The following is a 15,885-nucleotide window of genomic DNA, read 5'->3' as shown; positions in this document are numbered from 1 at the left end:
AGCATCGCAATGAATTCCGCATTCAAAAAAATATCCCCTGGCATCATTTCCTTGATGGTGCTATCGCTGCTTGCCCAGCCGTTTTCAGCATTTGCCGCCACTACGGACTTGACCGACGTTCCCTTGTTGGTGCAAAGTGGAGTAAAGCCAAACATTCTATTCACACTCGACAATTCCGGAAGTATGGTGTGGGGAACAATTACCGGATCGGATGCTACTGCCGAATACAACGCAGGCAAGACGCGCAGGGCATACTATTCCCCGACCTATAACCAGCTTTACTACAACCCTGCCATCACATATCTCCCCGGCGTCAAATACGACGCAGCGGCCACGACGTCTACGTCGTCGATGGGTTCGAGCTCAATTACCTCCGCAAAAATAGATCCCTACGCGACAACAGGCGGAAGCAATTCCACCATCGATCTGACACAACAATGCTGGGCGAGCACCGCCGCACCCACATTGCCGCTATATAGCGCGAGTGATTTTTCGACGAATTCAAATTGTGCAGATTCCTCATCGCGGCAAGCGACGAATCAATTTGCAAAATACGCGTTTTACTACAAGTGGAAAGGCGGCTCCAGCACGGAAGATGGCTCATCGGGGCAAAGTTCAGATACATATTACACGCGCACGGAAATCACGAGTTCTACAGCAACTTATACCAAGGCCGCCACGCGCACCGACTGCGGAACGGGAACAACTTGTACGTATGCGCAGGAAATTCAGAATTTTGCAAACTGGTTTGCTTACTATCGAACCAGGATTCTTGCGGCAAAAAGTTCGCTCGGCCTTGCTTTTTCGGCGCTGGACGCGAAGTCCAGAGTTGGATTTTCGACAATTAACGACAACAATTCCAACGAAAATACGAACGCAACGAATTTCGTTGCGCTTTCAGATTTCAATTCTGCGCAAAAAAGCAGCTGGTACTCCAAGGTCTATTCCATTAATCCAAGTGGTGGAACGCCATTGGTTGCTGCACTCGATCGTGCAGGAAGGTATTTTCAGAACGGCACCATGCCTGGCGGCCAAACCACGACTCGCTCGACAACCGTTCCTCTAGCCTGCACGCCAAATTACACGATCCTTTCCACAGATGGATACTGGAACGGCGGGGGCATCACCACGGCTGGAAATCAGGATGCAACTGTCCCGACCTTGCCAGCCAATGTTTATGTCGACAACGATACGAAGCTACCTGTGAATGACCCTATCGCCGGGGTTCCTCTGATAGCAGGGCAGAATTTCCCCGCTCCGTTCTACGATGGAAACAGCGCGTCGAACACGCTCGCCGACGTGGCGATGAAGTACTGGATTACCGATCTCACGGGCTCGTCTGCTGGCAAGGTAGCCGCCAATTCGATGGACCCTGCCACATGGCAACACATGGTGACCTATACCATCGGACTCGGTGCAAGTGGCACTCTTTCTTCAGCTCCGACACGCTCTGCCTCATGGCCGAAACCGCAAGCGGACAGCGCCACGGCAATTGACGACCTATGGCATGCGGCATTGAATGGGCACGGCCAGTATTTCAATACAAAGGACCCTGCCAAGCTTCAAACGGCATTGGCGTCCATCCTCAACGACATTGTCAATCGCACTGGGGCAGCTGCCTCGGTGGCCGTCAGTAATCCGAATGTGAAGTCGGGCGATAACACCGCCTATGCATCGAGCTTTAATTCGGGTGCCTGGTATGGCGACCTGCAAGCTTTCTCCATCGACCTGACCAACGGTCTGCTTGGGAGCACTCCGTTGTGGTCTGCTCAGTCGCTGTTGGACAGCAAGGCATTCGGCACGCGATATATCGGCAGCTTCGACGGCAGTGCAGGCGTCCCTTTCACAGTGGCCGGCCTCACAACCAAGCTGACGCGCCTGAATTCACCCAGCACGCCTCCAGGCCCCAGTGATAACGCTGCTGTAATTGCGTATCTGCGTGGAGACCGCAGCGGGGAAGGCAATGGCAGCAACAGTGCCCAGCCCTATCGCACTCGCGTGCATGTCTTGGGGGACGTCGTGAACGCCGAGCCGACGTACGTATCAGCGCCTCGCGCTGGTTATACCGATGCTGGCTACGTCACCTTCAAAGGAGGGGCTGCCGCGAATCGTACAAAAATGGTCTATCAGGGCGCTAATGACGGCATGCTGCATGCCTTCGATGCGACGACTGGTGCAGAGCTTTGGGCGTATGTGCCCGGCAGCCTGTTTGACGTGAATCTTTCAGCCACCAATACCTCGACAAGTGCGCTTGTCGGGTTGACACAGCAATCCCTGTTTCAACATCGCTTCTATGTCGACGGTACACCAAGCGCCACCGATGTGGATCTGAGTAATACGCTCGCCAATCAGCCAACCCCACCGGCTGCAAGCTGGGCCACCGTACTGGTAGGAGGACTGGCCAAGGGAGGAAGAGGCTATTACGCGCTGAACGTGACGGACCCGACTGTCAATTCGAACACCGATGTGGCGACCAAAGTGATGTGGGAATTTCCAAATGCGAGCACCGCTGCGGCCGTCAAGCAGAGCATCGGCTACACATATGGCACCCCGATCAACGTAAAGACAAAAGCAGCAGGCTGGGTCACGCTGGTGACCTCTGGCTACAACAACGGCTCAACCACTGGCGGAGATGGAAGCGGTCATCTGTATGTGCTGAATACGGCCACGGGTGCTCTGATCAAAGACCTGACCACTGCTGTTGGTACAAGCGCAAACCCGAGCGGTCTTGCAAAGGTAAGCGCATTCCTTGCAAATCCGGGCATCGATGACACAGCAGACTACGTATACGGCGGTGACTTGCTCGGCAATGTGTGGCGTTTCGATTTGTCGGATAGCTCTACGGCCAACTGGAATGTAAAGCTCTTGGCAACGCTAGCGGATGCCAATGGCGTGGCACAACCTATTACCAGCGCACCTGAGCTAGGGGTGGTGAGCAACAAGCGCATGGTCTATGTCGGGACCGGTCAGTACCTTGGCGCATCCGACATTCCCGGCACCAGCGGTGCCAATTCCAGCGCAACGCAAGCGCAATCCTTCTACGGGCTGCTGGATGACAAATCGACGAATCCGACAATCACGCAACTTCGGACGAAACTCGTGCGACAGACAGCCACTGCTGCAGGCTCGAACATAAACGTGACAAGCAACCCCGTCGATCTGGCGACAAAAAAAGGATGGGTACTGGACTTTGCGACGAGTTCTGCTGGGGAACGCTCCTACACAAGTCCGGTGCTTTTCCAGGGTGTGCTTGCGTTTACGACGAACATCCCTTCCAGTGACCAATGCTCTCCTGGGGGAAGCTCAAATCTCTATTTCCTGAACTACAGCACGGGTGGATCGATACCGAATTTGAGCAGCCGATTTGTGGGAAATGTGTTGGCAAGTCGGGTGCAGCCCGAAGGGTTGCCAAACGGGGCCATCAAAACACTCTTGCGAACGTCCGATGGCAAGACGAAGGTTTATGACGTGGCAGTACCTTCAGCAACCAGCCCAACTCGAATCATGTGGCGTGAAGTCATTGCAAACTAAGGAACATCTGATCAAGTCCACCGATAGCCGATCTGAGCGTTGTTGATCACGCAGCTGAAGGAGCGCCAACGATGAGCCAGATCAGTGTTTCGGATGCCGAGCACGCGGGCAAGAGGAAGAAGACATTCCGATAAGTCTTCCTCGCCGCGATGGAACTGATCGTGCCTTGAAAGGTACTGCTCAAAGTCATCGAGGCACACTACCCGGTGGCGGGCCGCGGGCGCCGGCCCTATCCGCTCGAAGCGATGCTGCGTGTGCACTTGATGCAGAGCTGGTTCGCGCTGACCGATCCCGCGATGGAAGAAACCGTTTACGAGATCACCTCGTTGCGCGCGTTCGCGGGCCAGGGAATGTAATCGATCCCCGACGAGACGACGATCCTGAACTTCCGCCATCTGCTGGAGCGCAGCGATCTGGCCGAGGACATCTTCAAGCAGGTCAACGCCCGCCTGCCCAGAAAGGGGCTGCTGCTGAAGAGAGGCTCCATTGTGGACGCCACGATCATCGCTGAACCCAGTTCGCCAAGAACGAGAGCGGCGAGCGGGATCCGGAGATACACCGGACGAAGAAGGGCAACCAGTGGCACTTCGGGACGAAGGCGCACATTGGGGTGGATGCGGACTCGGGCCTGGTGCACACGGTGACGACCACTGCAGCCAACGAGGCGGATGGGGAACAGGTGGGCGATCTGCTGCACCGCAAGGAAGACAAGGTGTGGGCGGACTCGGGCTATCGAGGCGCGCAGAGCCGAGTGAAGCGTAGCCTGCACGCTCGGCGTTTGCGGCATGGGTCGGACTTGTCCCTCGCCAGACTGGCACCGGCGGGCGGACAAGGCAGTTGGGAATCAGCAAGCAAGCGTGGTGATGCCTACCTGCGAACGCTCCTCATGCTCGGCGCCCGAGCTGTCGTTATCAGGTCAAAGGATGGACCGACCTGGCCTTGGCTGACAGCACTGTTGCAGCGCCGATCGTTTAGCGTGGCTGTCGCCGCCATAGCCAACAAGCTGGCGCGAACGATCTGATGCTGGCACGCGGACAAGGATTGATAGACGCCCGCGTTGAAGGAGAGCAAGCGACCACGCGTGTGATGGAACAGGCAGGTCGGACCGGGACGGGAAACTCCGATAGGGAACAAGAGCACCAAGCTCGTTGATTAGATGGGAACACTGCCAGTGAAAACCATCAGGGCGAGCAGGCATGCCACCTGCACAGCAAGCTGGATATAGGACTGCAGCCCTACCTCCTGAATCGTCACGCACACGAGTTCTTGCAATCCAGGGGCACTCGTATGAGACGCTCCCTAACGGGACAAGAAGAGCAACGCACAGCAACACTGGAGTCAATATCCTTCAATTCGATTGAATGAAGATTTCGAACTAACGGGCAACAGAACGAAAAAGCCGCCCGAAGGCGGCTTCATTTAGATGTCTTGGAAGAGATTAACGGCAGGCCGACGGCGCGTACTTGGCGAGCAGCTTGCCAGCAGTGATGCCTTCCATCTTGGCGTTCTTTGCCGTTTCAGCAGTCACCGACGAGCAACCCCAGTCAACAACACCGGTCGTGCCGTCGTCTTGAGCGGCAGCGAGAGTCACCGAAGAGCCATCTGGCTTGCGAATGTAGGGAGCCAGAATCAGCGTATTTTCGCCAGTCTTCAGGCCAACTGCAGTTGCGATGAAGTTAACCGTGATCTCGCCGGTGGCGGCCATCGACACAGAGCTAACGTACTTGCTGTTCACGCCCGTGCCGGCCGCGCCGCCGTTTTGTTCGTTCCAGGTCTTCACCGCAACCTTGAGATCATCGGCGGAGGTGACGCCATCAGTAGCAACGGCTTGCTTCGCCGATTCGGCCAGATTCAGACCTTCAGTGATCCTTGCGCGGACCGTGTAGTCCTGATATGCCGGCAGAGCCACAGCAGCCAAGATACCGATGATCGCCACGACGATCATCAATTCGATAAGGGTAAAGCCGGCCTGTGCGCGGCGAGCGATGGTACGACGGTTCATTTAACTAACTCCAGGTTGGTTGGTTGTTACGCCCGGGAACCTGCCCGGAGCGGAGTACCTTCCGCAGCATCCGTGCCAGCCTGTTTTCAATCGCTTACATCTCAAGACTAGTGATTTTGTTCACACTTCAGTTACAGCGAGTGACACTTCTTGCTCTCGCACGAGACAAAAGGTGACAAGTTTGTCACCTCCTCTTTCCAACCAACTCAAAACGTCAACACCCCATCCGCCCTCAACCACCGGATGTCCCTGTGCGCCAGCCCCGCGACCTGGTGATCCACCAGCGCGTCTATCTGGCTCATGATTTCCTCGGTCTCCGCAGGCTTCGTGTGGGTGATGTAGATCGGGAACTGCTTGCCCGGATCGATGCGCGCCAGTTCGTCGGCCAGCACCGCCGGCGACAGATGCAAGCTGCGCTCGGCCAGCGCCTGCTCCCTGCTGCTGAACGCCGTCTCGATCACCAGCATCGCCACGTCCAGCGCGTTCACCCGGTCCCAGAACGGCGCATTGCGCTCGGTGTCTCCACTGAAGACCCAGTGAGCGCCCCCTTCGGCGCGCCGCACGGCGAAGCCGCAGGCCGGCACGGTATGCACCGCCGGCAGGACCTCGATGCGCTTGGGCTCGCGGCTCCCCAGATCCAGCACCTGGCCCACCACGATGTCGTGAAAACTGACGAACGGCGCATCCGCGCTCGGAATGCTCTCGAAATCCGGCCAGATGACGTTGTTGAACACATGCGCCCTCAGCGCCTCGATGGTGGCGCGCAGCGCATGCACGCGCAGGGGGCGGGTGCGACGGCTGCCGACGGCGTCGAGCATCAGGGGCAGCGCGGCGATGTGGTCGAGGTGGCAGTGCGTCAGCACGACGTCGTCGATGCCTGCCATTTCGTCGAGCGTGAGGTCTCCTACACCCGTGCCTGCGTCCACGAGCAGGTCGGTGTCGACCAGGAAAGACGTGGTGCGGCAGTCCTTGGCGATGGCGCCCGAGCAACCCAGCACACGAACCTGCATTGTGAGAGACCCCTTGTGTGTGTCTGTCGTCATTTGGTTTCGAACCGGGTCGCGCCGTCCCAATTCGGGTCTTGCGGCCGCAACGCCATCGAGGCTAAACGCTGGGCGTAGAGCTGGTAAAGGACTTTTTTGGCATCGGCAACGAGCAGCGGGGCGAGCAGGTTGCGGCCCACGGCCCAGTCCTGGCGCCGGTACGCGGCAAGCACTTCGGCCCATCGGGCGAGCATCTGCTGTGCCTGTTCGACCGCCTCGGGCATGCGCGCGGCCAAGGGGGTGAAGACGGCCACGGCCTGGGCCTTGCCCTTGACCAGCACGCTGTCCAGCTCCTGCCAGACGTAGTCCGGCGCCAGCTCGCGTGTCGCGCCGCTGGCCACGATTTCCACCCCGTAGTGTCCGCTCAAGCCCTCCAGCCGGGATGCGAGATTGACCGCATCGCCGACCACGGTATAGCTGCGGCGCGCGGTCGAGCCCATGTCGCCCACGCTCATCACGCCGCTGTTGATGCCGATGCCCACGCTGATCTCGGGCCGGCCGCTGGCGCGGTGGGCCTCGTTGATGTCGCGCACGGCATCGGCCATGCCCAAAGCCGCCCGCACGGCAAGGGTTGCGTGGTCCGGCGTGTCGATGGGCGCGCCCCAGAAGGCCATGACGCAATCGCCCATGTACTTGTCGATGGTGCCCCGGTGGGCGCTGATGACGTCGGTGAGCCGGCTGAACACGGTGTTGAGGAAGGCCTGCAGCTCCGCCGGCGCCATCTGCTCCGACAGGCGCGTGAAGTCGCGCATGTCGCAGAACACCACGGTCATGGGCTTGCTCTCGGCGCGCATGCTGTAACGGTCGGGGTGCACCATCATCTCGTCGACCAACTGGGGCGGCACGTAGGTGCCGAAGAGCCGCACCAGCCCGCGCCGCGCATGCGACTCGACGAAGTAACCCCAGCTCATGTTGAGCGCGAAGGCCAGCGCGGTCATCGCGAGCGCCGACGCCAGCGGCAGGACGAGCCCATGGCCTAGGTAGAGGCAGACGTTGACGCCTGTGAGCGCGGCGATCGTGCCCGCGGCCAGCAGCAGCGCGCGCGGCGCCGACAGCATCGACAGCCCGAACGCGAGCACCAGTCCCGCCGCCAGGATCAGCAAGACTTCGTAGCCGGGCGCGTAGTCGGGCACGCTGAGCAGGCGGTGGTCGAGCAGGGCCGAGACGATGTTGGCGTGCACCTCCACGCCGGGAAACGCCGCTTCGACGGGCGTGGCGCGCAGGTCCTGCAGCCCCGGCGCGGTGGCGCCCACGAGCACGATCTTGTCTTTCAGTTCGCCCGCTGCAAGCCGGCCTTCGAGCACGTCGGCCGCCGGCACGTAGCGGAACGACCCGCCGTCCGCGCCGCCGGGTCCGCGAAACGGCACCTGCATGCTGGCGGTCTGGTCGACCGGAATGCGCAGCCGGCCGAGCCGCAGCGACTCGAGCCGGGCCGGTGCGCTGCCGGGCGCGAAGGCGGGCCGCACGGCGGGCTCCCCGTTCGCCAGTCTGTAGACCGCGAGGCCCAGCGATTCGTAGTACCCGGGCTGCGCCTGAGCGCCTTCGTAGCGGGCCAGCAGCGGCACGCCGCGAATCACGCCGTCGCCGCTGGCGCCGACCAGCGTGTTGAGGAAACCCGCGGCCGGCGCGGCTTGCGCCAGCGCGGGCAGGCTGGCGCCGAAACCGTTCCAGGCTGTGGCATAGACGCCGCCGGCCGGGAAGGCGTCGCCGGCCACCAGCGGCGCCACGGGCAATCGGCCCTTGGCGCTGGGCGTCTCCGACCGGGTGAAGTAATAGCCCAGCACCACGCGCTGGCCCTTCAGGGCTTCGGCGAAAGTGGCGTCGTGGTCCAGCGTCGGGGCCAGCCGCTCGACTTCCGATGCCAGGCCGGGCATGTCCTTCAGCGGCCCGCTCGCGATCTGGCGCAGCCGGTCGAGGCCCGAGCTGCGGTCGGGCTCGAGGAACATCACGTCGAAGCCGATCACGGCCGCCTGCTGGCGAGTCAGCAGCTCGGTGGTGAGACGTGCGATCTTGTCGCGCGCCCAGGGCCATTGGCCCTGGCGCGACAGGCTGTCGTCGTCGACGTCGACGATCACCACGCGCGGATCGGGCGTGCGCGGCATGGTGGCGCGCAGCCTGATGTCGTAGATCAGCCGGTCAAGGCGTTCGATCGCGCTCAGTTGCCAGAGGCCGGTGGCATGCGCCAGCGCCAGCAGCACGGGCAGCAAGGTGACGGCAATGCGCGGCCAGTGCCGCCGCAGCTCGCTCACGGCATCCCGTCCAGGCGGGCTTGGCCGCGGCAAGCCAAGGAAAAAGACTCAGATGCGAACGAACTGCATGCGGGTGGCACCGCTGAGCTCGAGCACGTCGCGCTCCTGCAACGCCACTGCCTCGGTGCCGAGCTGCAGGCCGTTGAGCGTGACATTGCCCTCGACGCCCGCGGCCACGTAACCCTGGCGCCGGCGCGTGACGACCGCCACCGCGTCCCCGGACTTGCCGATGGTGGTGACGACCTTCTGCAAGGCGACGTCCTGGCCTTCGTTGACGCCGGAAAGCACCCGCAGCACGGGGATGCCGAGCTCGACCAACGCGCCCGACTCCGTGGGCGCCGAAGACATCGGCATGCCGGCGCCGCCCCCGCCACCAGGGAACTCGGGCGTTGCCGAGCGCGCCGAACCGGGGCCGACGGCCAGGTTGCTGCGCGCGCGGAAATGGATGCGGCAGCCACCAACCTCGATGACATCGTTGTCCTTGAGCGCTTGCTTCTGGATGGCCAGCGCATTGACGTAGGTGCCGTTGGTGCTGTTGAGGTCTTCAATTTCGACTTCGCCGCCACTCATGTGCAGCACGGCATGCTCACCGCTGACCGCCAGGTTGTCGATCACGATGTCGTTGTAGGCACGCCGGCCGAGGGTCGTGCGTTCCTTGGCGAGCGCCACTTGCCCGATGACAACGCCATCGACCGAGATGATCATCTTCGGCATTGCCGACTCTCCGAGTGCAAAGCTTGAACGGAATCGACCAGGACGGCGGGGTGCCGTCCGGGCTTGCTACTTGGCCGCGCGGGAAGTTTCCTCAACGCTGGCCCTTGCCAGAACAACCGAAATATTGTCACGGCCGCCATTGTCGTTTGCAATTGCAACCAAAAGTGAAGCTTTTTTCTGCAGCCCGACATCGTGCATCAGAAGCGTGAAAAGCTGCTCATCCGTGATCATCTCGCTCAGACCGTCGGAGCAAAGCATATACAGATCGTCCGGCCTTGCGCTGTGCTCGTGCATTTCGAGCGACACCTGGGCTTCCACGCCGACCGCGCGGGTCACGAGGTTGCGGGTGGGCGAATTCAGCGCTTCCTCGGCGGTGATGGCGCCCGCGTCGAGCTGTTGCTGGCGCAGCGAATGGTCGCGCGTGAGCAGTTCCAGCTTGTTGTTGCGCAGGCGGTAGCAACGCGAATCGCCGATGTGGCCGACCACCACGCGCTGCGGCCGGAACGCCGCCAGCACCAGCGTGGTTCCCATGCCCTGGAGCTCGGGGTTGGTCGTGCTGGCGTGCAGGATGGAGCCGTTGGCCTCGTCGGTGGCGGCCTGCAGCGCGCGCCGGACCACGCGGGACGGCGCCTGCATGCCGGCCTGGGCGAACCACCGGCCGAAGCTGGCGTGCAGCAGCGAGACGGCCATGGCGCTCGCCACCTCGCCGCCCTTGTAGCCGCCCATGCCGTCGGCCAGCAGGGCCAGCCCCAGCGCGGAATCGACGTGGACGGCGTCTTCGTTGTGCGAACGCAATCGCCCGACATCGGTCAGGGCGGCGAATTCCCAGCTCAGCGGTGGACGGGTGGAGAACAGGGAAACGCCGACACTCGCCATGGTTTGCTAGCGCCGACTTCTGTGTGACTCAGTGCGCAGCGGCGTGCGCGCGCCGTTGCAGCATGCGGCCGACGGCCACCACGAACAAAGCACCGGCGGCAGCTGCCGCGTAGTGCAACCAGGGGTTGGCCGCGAGGGTGTCGCGCAGTGCCACGTCGCTCACGATGGTCTCGCCGCCGACCCAGCCGATCAGTGCGGCGCCCAGCATGACGATGATCGGGAAGCGTTCCATGAGCTTGATCATGAGGGTGCTGCCGAAAATGACCAAGGGAATACTGATCGCCAGGCCCAGGATCAGCAGGACCATGCTGCCCTGCGCGGCGGCCGCGACGGCAATCACGTTGTCCAGGCTCATGACCAGGTCGGCCAGCAGGATCGTGCGCACGGCGACCATCATGCTGCCGTATTCCTTCGATTCGCCTTCGCCTTCGTCGTCGCCGCTGAGCAGTTGCGTGCCGATCCACAGCAGCAGCAGGCCGCCGATGACCTGCAGGAACGGCAGCGCCAGCAGCTTGGCCGCCACCACCGTGAGCACGATGCGCAGCACCACGGCCGCGCCCGAGCCGAACATGACGGCTTTTTTCTGTTGCGCGGGCGGCAGCGATCGCGCCGCCATGGCGATCACGACGGCGTTGTCGCCCGACAGGATGATGTTGATCCAGACGATCTTGAGCAGACCTATCCAGAAATCTGTGCTTTGAAGGAGTTCCATGTCTCTGATCCCACTGTGTTTTATTTGAAAAAAGCGCCCGCAATCCAGTGCGGGCGCTTTTTTATTTCTGCGTGGTCCTCTCATGACCCGGCTCTGCGGCCGGTGTCGTGAAGCCGATTCTTACAGCTTGCCCTTGAGCAGCTTGGCCAGTTCCGAGAAGTTGCGCGTCACGGTGAAGCCGCACTCTTCCATGATGGCGAGCTTGGCGTCGGCCGTGTCGGCACCGCCCGAGATCAGCGCGCCGGCGTGGCCCATGCGCTTGCCGGGAGGGGCGGTGACACCGGCGATGAAGCCGACGACCGGCTTCTTCATGTGTTCCTTGCACCAGCGGGCTGCGTCAGCCTCGTCGGGGCCGCCGATTTCGCCGATCATGATGACCGCGTCGGTGTCCGGATCGTCGTTGAAGGCCTTCATCACGTCGATGTGCTTCAGACCGTTGATCGGGTCGCCGCCGATGCCGACTGCCGACGATTGGCCCAGGCCGATTTCCGTCAGTTGAGCCACGGCTTCGTACGTCAGCGTGCCCGAGCGCGAGACCACGCCGATGCGGCCCTTGCGGTGGATGTGGCCGGGCATGATGCCGATCTTGATTTCGTCGGGCGTGATCAGGCCGGGGCAGTTCGGGCCCAGCAGCAGGGTCTTCTTGCCGCCGGCCGCTTCCTTGGCCTTCATCTTGTTGCGCACTTCGAGCATGTCGCGAACCGGGATGCCTTCGGTGATGCAGATCGCCAGATCCAAGTCGGCTTCGACGGCTTCCCAGATCGCGGCTGCGGCGCCTGCCGGCGGCACGTAGATCACCGACACGGTGGCGCCGGTTTGCGAAGCGGCTTCCTTCACCGAACCGAAGATCGGGATGTTGAAGATCGACTCGCCGGCCTTCTTCGGGTTCACGCCCGCCACGAAGGCGTTCTTGCCGTTCGCGTATTCCTGGCACTTTTCCGTGTGGAACTGGCCGGTCTTGCCGGTGATGCCTTGGGTGATGACTTTGGTGTCTTTGTTGATGTAGATCGACATGACTTTTTCCTTAGGCCTTCTTGACTGCTGCCACGACCTTCTGGGCCGCGTCCGCCATGGTGTCGGCGCTGATGATCGGCAGGCCCGAATCGGCCAGCAGCTTCTTGCCTTCGACTTCGTTGGTGCCCTTCATGCGCACGACCAGCGGCACTTGCAGGTTCACGGCCTTGCAGGCTGCGATCACGCCGGTGGCGATGGTGTCGCACTTCATGATGCCGCCGAAGATGTTCACGAGGATGGCTTCCACGTTCTTGTTCTTCAGCATGATCTTGAAGGCTTCGGTGACCTTCTCGGGGGTGGCGCCGCCGCCCACGTCCAGGAAGTTGGCCGGCTCGCCGCCGAACAGCTTGATGGTGTCCATGGTGGCCATGGCCAGGCCGGCACCGTTCACCAGGCAGCCGATGTTGCCGTCCAGCGAGATGTAGGCCAGGTCGAACTTCGAGGCTTCCACTTCGGCCGCGTCTTCTTCGTCGAGGTCGCGCAGGGCCACGATTTCGGGGTGGCGGAACAGCGCGTTGCTGTCGAAGTTGAACTTGGCGTCCAGCGCCATGACGTTGCCCTTGCTGTCACGGTTGAGCGGGTTGATCTCGACCAGCGAGGCGTCCGTCTCCATGTAGCAGGTGTAGAGCTTCTTCAGGATGTCGACCGTCTGCGCGGTCGAATCGGCCGGCATGCCGATGCCGTCGGCGATCTGCTTGGCCTGTTCGTCGGTCAGGCCCTTTTCGGGGTCCGCGAACACCGTGATGATCTTCTCGGGCGAGGAGTGGGCCACTTCCTCGATGTCCATGCCGCCTTCGCTCGAAGCGATGAACGCCACCTTCTGGGTGGCGCGGTCGGTCACGGCCGAAATGTAGTATTCCTTGTTGATGTCGGCGCCGTCTTCGATGTACAGGCGGCGGACCTTCTGGCCTTCGGGGCCGGTCTGGTGCGTCTTGAGCTGCATGCCGAGGATTTCGCCGGCGATCCGCTTGACGTCTTCGATGGTCTTGGCGACCTTGACGCCACCGCCCTTGCCGCGGCCACCCGCGTGGATCTGGGCCTTGACGACCCAGACCGGGCCTCCAAGTTTCTGGGCGGCTTCGACCGCCTCCTGGACCGTGTAGGCCGGAATGCCGCGCGGCACCGGCACGCCGAACTTGGCAAGAATTTCCTTGCCTTGGTACTCGTGAATCTTCATGAGGGATGTCTCTCGGAAGGAGGAGGTTGAGAACGGGAGATCTGGGCTGAGAGTGTTTCTGCTCTGTTGCTCGCGGGCGACGGCAGCCTGACGGCTGGGGGCGGCGAACAACCGCGGACTGTATCATGGTGCGCCGCACCAATACTGTACGTGGGGTTGCGGTCAATACGTACTTTCTTCTAGACACCCCCCCCGGATTCACAGCGAGCATCCCACCATGGCCAAGGTTTTCATCGACGGCGAAGCCGGTACCACCGGCCTGCAGATTCGCGAGCGGCTCCAGACGATGCCGCAGATCGAACTCGTGAGCATCGCGCCCGAGCTGCGAAAGGACGTCAACGCCAAACGCGACCTGATGGCCGGCGTCGACCTGGTGGTGCTGTGCCTGCACGACGACGCGGCGCGCGAATCGGTGGCGCTCATCGACCAGCTGCCGGGCAAAAAGCCCAAGATCATCGACGCCTCCACGGCGCACCGCATCGCCCCGGGCTGGGTGTTCGGTTTCCCCGAACTGGTGGAAGGCCACTGGCAGGCCGTGGCCCAGGCCGACCGCGTGGGCAACCCCGGCTGCTACGCCACCGGCGCCATCGCCATGGTGCGCCCGCTGGTCGACGCGGGCATCCTGCCGGCCGACTTTCCCCTCTCGCTGCCTTCCGTGAGCGGCTACTCGGGCGGCGGCCGGACCATGATCGAGGCCTACGAAAAGGGCGAGGCGCCCCTGTACGAGACCTACGCGCTGGGCCTGAAGCACAAGCACATCCCTGAAATCATGGCCTACACCGGCCTCACCCGCCGCCCGGTCTTCATTCCGGCGGTGGGCAATTTCAAGCAGGGCATGCTGGTGCAGTTGCCGCTGCACCTCGACCTGCTGCCCGGCAAGCCGAAGGCCGGCGACCTGCAGGACGCTCTGGCCGCGCACTATGCGCGCAGCAACACGCCCGAGCAGTTCGTGAAGGTGCTGCCGCCGACCGACGACGGCAAGCTCGAGCCCCAGGCGCTCAACGACACCAACAACCTCGAGATCCGCGTGTTCCCCAACGAGGACCACCACCACGCCGTGGTGATCGCCCGCCTGGACAACCTGGGCAAGGGCGCCAGCGGCGCCGCGGTGCAGAACCTGAAGCTGATGCTGGCGCTCTGAGCGCCACCCCTTCAGCTTCTTCAGGTTTTCAGTTCACCAGCCAGAGCCCGACGCCCAGCAGCGCCGCGTGCGCGCCCAGCGCGATGTACAGCGGCGTGCGCGAGGGCTCGGCCATTTCCTGCAGCGTTTCGTTGATGCGGCGCGTGAGCAGCGCGCGCAGTGCCGCATCCTGCACCGGGCCTTCGCCGGGTGCGACGAGCGGCTCGCCGTGCGCGGCACGGCTTTCCTGCCATTCGGCCATCATCTCGCTCAGCGGCAGGCGGTTCAGCACGAAGCCCACCACCGAGCGCACCGCCCTGCCCTCGCCCAGCACCGGCGCCACCTGCTTCGTCAGCGCGTCGACCGACAGCCAGTCGGCCGCGCGGTGCAGCGTGCCGTGCGCGCGCGGCATGGCCTCGATGCGCCCGGCAATCGCCCCGCCCAGGCGCTGCGACACCGCCTCGCCGCGGGCCGCCACCAGATGCTGCATGGCACGTGCACGCCCCTGCGCCACGCCGAGCATCACGTAGACCACGACGAACAGCAGCAGCAACACGGCCACCAGCACAGCGGGCGTGGTGATCAGCGCCACGATGGCGCCGGCCCCTCCGGCGCGCGCGGCGACATTGCCCGGCCCGTTCAGCTGGCTCAGGTAGAAGAAGAAAACGCCGCCGCCCAGGATCACGCCGAGCAGGCCGCCCTTGATGACCGAACCGGCAAACGCCAGTCCAGCCTTGGCGCCGGTGCGAACGAGGGACGGTTGGCCGGTGGGATCTGTAGACATGCGGGGCTCCTCCAACTGATTTATTAGGTGAATTCCGCGCCACTCCTTCGAATTCCCTTCGGGTCGTCGCGGACTGGCGCTGAAAAATTCGGCGAATGCGAAGAAGTGCCGCATGGCACCGAACGCGTTGAATCATGCCATCGGCCCGGCCCACCAAAATCGCGGTCCACAAACACAAAGGGAGGAATTTCAATGGACCACAGGTTTCAAAAGCCCACGGGCGCATTTGTCGCGGCGTCATGGGCCGCACTGCTCGCAGGCGCCGTCGTTTACCTGATCGGGCTGTGGAACGCCACGATGCTGCTCAACGAAAAAGGCTACTACTTCACCCTGCTGATGTACGGCCTCTTCGCCGCCGTGTCATTGCAAAAGAGCGTGCGCGACCGGCTCGAGGGCACGCCCGTGACGGGCATCTACTTCAACCTGTGCTGGGTCTCGCTGCTGCTGGCCATCGGGCTGCTGGCCGTCGGCCTGTTCAACGCGACGCTCGCGAACAGCGAAAAAGGTTTCTACGCCATGGCGTTCCTGCTGAGCCTCTTCGGTGCCGTGGCGGTACAGAAGAACGTTCGCGACGTCTCGGCCCAGAAGAGCTGCACAGCGCCTGTCGGCGACATCCCCGAAGCCGACTGACATCGGCAGCAAATCGGTGGAAAGGCGGGCGCC

The 15,885-nt window shown here is 62.5% G+C and carries 12 protein-coding genes and 2 pseudogenes; 5 read left to right on the top strand and 9 right to left on the bottom strand.

What is annotated here, in order from left to right; all coding sequences use genetic code 11:
* Positions 1–9 precede the first annotated feature (9 nt).
* The 3 genes and pseudogenes from BM004_RS17860 to BM004_RS17850 form a co-directional block, all read left to right on the top strand.
* Positions 10–3,531: a pilus assembly protein gene (locus tag BM004_RS17860; RefSeq protein WP_093215718.1), complete on the top strand. Its 3,522-nt coding sequence runs from the start codon at positions 10–12 to the stop codon at positions 3,529–3,531.
* 71 nt (positions 3,532–3,602) lie between these two features.
* Positions 3,603–4,282 (top strand): annotated as a pseudogene (locus BM004_RS17855) (IS5 family transposase); the annotation flags it as partial.
* 26 nt (positions 4,283–4,308) lie between these two features.
* Positions 4,309–4,552, top strand: a pseudogene (locus BM004_RS17850) (transposase); the annotation flags it as partial.
* Positions 4,553–4,969: 417 nt separating this feature from the next.
* Here BM004_RS17850 and BM004_RS17845 read toward each other — a convergent pair.
* The 8 genes from BM004_RS17845 to sucC all read right to left on the bottom strand — a co-directional run bounded on the left by BM004_RS17845 (position 4,970) and on the right by sucC (position 13,318).
* Complete coding sequence (locus BM004_RS17845; RefSeq protein WP_093215434.1) at positions 4,970–5,533, bottom strand: pilin; 564 nt, start codon at positions 5,531–5,533, stop codon at positions 4,970–4,972.
* Positions 5,534–5,739: 206 nt separating this feature from the next.
* Positions 5,740–6,543, bottom strand: coding sequence for a 3',5'-cyclic-nucleotide phosphodiesterase (locus tag BM004_RS17840; RefSeq protein ID WP_093215431.1), 804 nt, complete (start codon positions 6,541–6,543; stop codon positions 5,740–5,742).
* Positions 6,544–6,572: 29 nt separating this feature from the next.
* Entirely contained in the window at positions 6,573–8,825 is a 2,253-nt protein-coding gene (locus BM004_RS17835) for a CHASE2 domain-containing protein (protein ID WP_093215428.1), read from the bottom strand.
* 48 nt (positions 8,826–8,873) lie between these two features.
* Positions 8,874–9,539: an FHA domain-containing protein gene (locus BM004_RS17830; protein ID WP_093128984.1), complete on the bottom strand. Its 666-nt coding sequence runs from the start codon at positions 9,537–9,539 to the stop codon at positions 8,874–8,876.
* Positions 9,540–9,605: 66 nt separating this feature from the next.
* A complete protein-coding gene (locus BM004_RS17825) occupies positions 9,606–10,415 on the bottom strand; it encodes a Stp1/IreP family PP2C-type Ser/Thr phosphatase (protein ID WP_093128983.1) in 810 nt (269 codons plus the stop codon).
* A 28-nt stretch (positions 10,416–10,443) separates the two neighbouring features.
* A complete protein-coding gene (locus BM004_RS17820) occupies positions 10,444–11,127 on the bottom strand; it encodes a TerC family protein (protein WP_093128982.1) in 684 nt (227 codons plus the stop codon).
* Positions 11,128–11,247: 120 nt separating this feature from the next.
* The gene (sucD, locus tag BM004_RS17815; RefSeq protein WP_093128981.1) at positions 11,248–12,141 is read right to left on the bottom strand and encodes a succinate--CoA ligase subunit alpha; all 894 of its coding nucleotides are present in this window, start codon (positions 12,139–12,141) and stop codon (positions 11,248–11,250) included.
* A gap of 10 nt (positions 12,142–12,151) precedes the next feature.
* A complete protein-coding gene (gene sucC / locus BM004_RS17810; RefSeq protein ID WP_093128980.1) occupies positions 12,152–13,318 on the bottom strand; it encodes an ADP-forming succinate--CoA ligase subunit beta in 1,167 nt (388 codons plus the stop codon).
* A 217-nt stretch (positions 13,319–13,535) separates the two neighbouring features.
* Between sucC and argC the strand changes: the two genes are divergently transcribed.
* Entirely contained in the window at positions 13,536–14,459 is a 924-nt protein-coding gene (gene argC, locus BM004_RS17805) for an N-acetyl-gamma-glutamyl-phosphate reductase (RefSeq protein WP_093215425.1), read from the top strand.
* 28 nt (positions 14,460–14,487) lie between these two features.
* On the opposite strand, the gene BM004_RS17800 is transcribed toward argC, so the two are convergent.
* A complete protein-coding gene (locus tag BM004_RS17800) occupies positions 14,488–15,222 on the bottom strand; it encodes a hypothetical protein (RefSeq protein ID WP_093128978.1) in 735 nt (244 codons plus the stop codon).
* Between the two features lie 192 nt (positions 15,223–15,414).
* On the opposite strand from BM004_RS17800, the gene yiaA reads away from it, so the two are divergent.
* A complete protein-coding gene (gene yiaA / locus BM004_RS17795; protein ID WP_093215422.1) occupies positions 15,415–15,852 on the top strand; it encodes an inner membrane protein YiaA in 438 nt (145 codons plus the stop codon).
* Positions 15,853–15,885: the final 33 nt, after the last annotated feature.

Source organism: Variovorax sp. OK212, from assembly GCF_900112425.1.
Taxonomy (GTDB): domain Bacteria; phylum Pseudomonadota; class Gammaproteobacteria; order Burkholderiales; family Burkholderiaceae_C; genus Variovorax.
This window is presented reverse-complemented; position numbering and strand designations above follow the sequence as displayed.

What these genes read in the sequence shown, in the direction of transcription:
- yiaA (WP_093215422.1), top strand. Translation starts at nt 15,415, where the DNA reads ATGGACCACAGGTTTCAAAAGCCCACGGGCGCATTTGTCGCGGCGTCA.
- BM004_RS17840 (WP_093215431.1), bottom strand. Translation starts at nt 6,543, where the DNA reads ATGCAGGTTCGTGTGCTGGGTTGCTCGGGCGCCATCGCCAAGGACTGC.
- sucD (WP_093128981.1), bottom strand. Translation starts at nt 12,141, where the DNA reads ATGTCGATCTACATCAACAAAGACACCAAAGTCATCACCCAAGGCATC.
- sucC (WP_093128980.1), bottom strand. Translation starts at nt 13,318, where the DNA reads ATGAAGATTCACGAGTACCAAGGCAAGGAAATTCTTGCCAAGTTCGGC.
- BM004_RS17860 (WP_093215718.1), top strand. Translation starts at nt 10, where the DNA reads ATGAATTCCGCATTCAAAAAAATATCCCCTGGCATCATTTCCTTGATG.
- BM004_RS17820 (WP_093128982.1), bottom strand. Translation starts at nt 11,127, where the DNA reads ATGGAACTCCTTCAAAGCACAGATTTCTGGATAGGTCTGCTCAAGATC.
- BM004_RS17845 (WP_093215434.1), bottom strand. Translation starts at nt 5,533, where the DNA reads ATGAACCGTCGTACCATCGCTCGCCGCGCACAGGCCGGCTTTACCCTT.
- argC (WP_093215425.1), top strand. Translation starts at nt 13,536, where the DNA reads ATGGCCAAGGTTTTCATCGACGGCGAAGCCGGTACCACCGGCCTGCAG.
- BM004_RS17830 (WP_093128984.1), bottom strand. Translation starts at nt 9,539, where the DNA reads ATGCCGAAGATGATCATCTCGGTCGATGGCGTTGTCATCGGGCAAGTG.
- BM004_RS17825 (WP_093128983.1), bottom strand. Translation starts at nt 10,415, where the DNA reads ATGGCGAGTGTCGGCGTTTCCCTGTTCTCCACCCGTCCACCGCTGAGC.
- BM004_RS17800 (WP_093128978.1), bottom strand. Translation starts at nt 15,222, where the DNA reads ATGTCTACAGATCCCACCGGCCAACCGTCCCTCGTTCGCACCGGCGCC.